1 rRNA gene is annotated in these 537 nt (G+C 54.7%); it reads right to left on the reverse strand.

The window, feature by feature from the left end:
• Nucleotides 1-13: 13 nt before the first annotated feature.
• Nucleotides 14-537: ribosomal RNA gene (locus L2731_RS19515) — 16S ribosomal RNA — on the reverse strand; the annotation flags it as partial.

Genomic DNA, 537 nt, shown 5'->3' on the forward strand with positions numbered 1-537 from the left:
TCAATCGTATAGGTAAGGAGGTGATCCAGCCCCAGGTTCCCCTAGGGCTACCTTGTTACGACTTCACCCCAGTCATGAACCACACCGTGGTAAACGCCCTCCCGAAGGTTAAGCTATCTACTTCTGGTGCAGCCCACTCCCATGGTGTGACGGGCGGTGTGTACAAGGCCCGGGAACGTATTCACCGTAGCATTCTGATCTACGATTACTAGCGATTCCGACTTCATGGAGTCGAGTTGCAGACTCCAATCCGGACTACGACCGGCTTTGTGAGATTAGCTCCACCTCGCGGCTTCGCAACCCTCTGTACCGACCATTGTAGCACGTGTGTAGCCCTACTCGTAAGGGCCATGATGACTTGACGTCGTCCCCACCTTCCTCCGGTTTATCACCGGCAGTCTCCCTAAAGTTCCCGGCATTACCCGCTGGCAAGTAAGGATAAGGGTTGCGCTCGTTGCGGGACTTAACCCAACATTTCACAACACGAGCTGACGACAGCCATGCAGCACCTGTCTCAGAGTTCCCGAAGGCACCAAT

The organism is Shewanella aquimarina (assembly GCF_023349185.1).
In the GTDB taxonomy this organism is placed as follows: Bacteria; Pseudomonadota; Gammaproteobacteria; order Enterobacterales; family Shewanellaceae; genus Shewanella; species Shewanella aquimarina.